Annotated in this window: 1 protein-coding gene and 1 pseudogene; both read right to left on the bottom strand. The window is 74.7% G+C overall.

Annotation, left to right across the window (positions count from 1 at the left end; translation table 11 throughout):
* The coding region (locus tag CYJ76_RS02880) for a glycosyltransferase 87 family protein (RefSeq protein ID WP_180802189.1) at nt 1–486 on the bottom strand (486 nt) is incomplete at its 3' end.
* A pseudogene (locus CYJ76_RS12370) lies at nt 483–940 on the bottom strand (hypothetical protein); the annotation flags it as partial. The pseudogene CYJ76_RS12370 and the gene CYJ76_RS02880, both read right to left, overlap by 4 nt.

The following is a 940-nucleotide window of genomic DNA, read 5'->3' as shown; positions in this document are numbered from 1 at the left end:
GCCGAGGAGGTCAGCGGTCACCAGGGCGGCCAGCACGAGGTTGACCTGTCCGAAGTGCATGGTGAGCCAGACCGGCTCGGCGGCCATGGCGGCCAGGAAGAGCACGGTGGCCACCACCGCGCCCACCCGGGTGCGCCCCAGGGCGGTGTGGAGCAGGTAGCCGACGGCGGCCACGGAGGCCACGAGGGTGAGCGCCGACCCCATCCAGTCCCCCACCCAGGCCATGGGCAGGAAGGCCAGCAGCGCGAACGGCGGGTAGGTGAAGGTCAGCATCGAGCCGGTGTAGGTGAGGTCGTACACCGGCTGGCCGTCGAGCAGGGCCCGCACGCCGCTGGAGTAGACGCGCAGGTCCAGCGGCGGGACGTCGCGCATGCGCAGCATGTACAGCACGGCGGCGGTGACCAGCACGAAGCCGGGGAACCACACCCACGGGGAGGTGGCCGGGCGGTCCAGCGGCGCAGTGGGGCGGCCGTCGGCGCGGCTCACGCGGCGGACCCCACGCCCCCGCGTCCGGCCAGCAGCGCGCGCACCTGCGCCACCGCCAGCGGCACCAGCGCCACCGTCATCAGCAGCGCGCACCAGACGTACGCGTTCCCCAGCAGCACCTGCCATGCGTTCCACTCCAGTTCGCGACCGTCTCGGGAAGGGACCCACCAGATCACCTGCAGCAGTGCCGATCCCAGCATCGCCGCGACGGCCCAGCGCGCGGGGCGCGGCACGTCCCGGCGGGCCTCGGAGCACAGTACAGCCAGCGCCAGCGGCGCCAGCCAGACCCAGTGGTGCGACCAGCTGACCGGCGAGGCCATGAGCATGCCGAGCGCCGCGACCCACAGCCCGGCCGCCCGGTCGCCCAGGGCCGCCAGCCGGGCGGCGGCGAGCACGAGCACGAGCCCCACCACGCTGGCGAGGGCGAACCAGGCCGGGTCCAGGGCGGGCGCCT

Origin of the sequence: Kytococcus schroeteri (genome assembly GCF_002847825.1) — a bacterium.
GTDB classification, from domain to species: domain Bacteria; phylum Actinomycetota; class Actinomycetes; order Actinomycetales; family Dermatophilaceae; genus Kytococcus; species Kytococcus schroeteri.
This window is presented reverse-complemented; position numbering and strand designations above follow the sequence as displayed.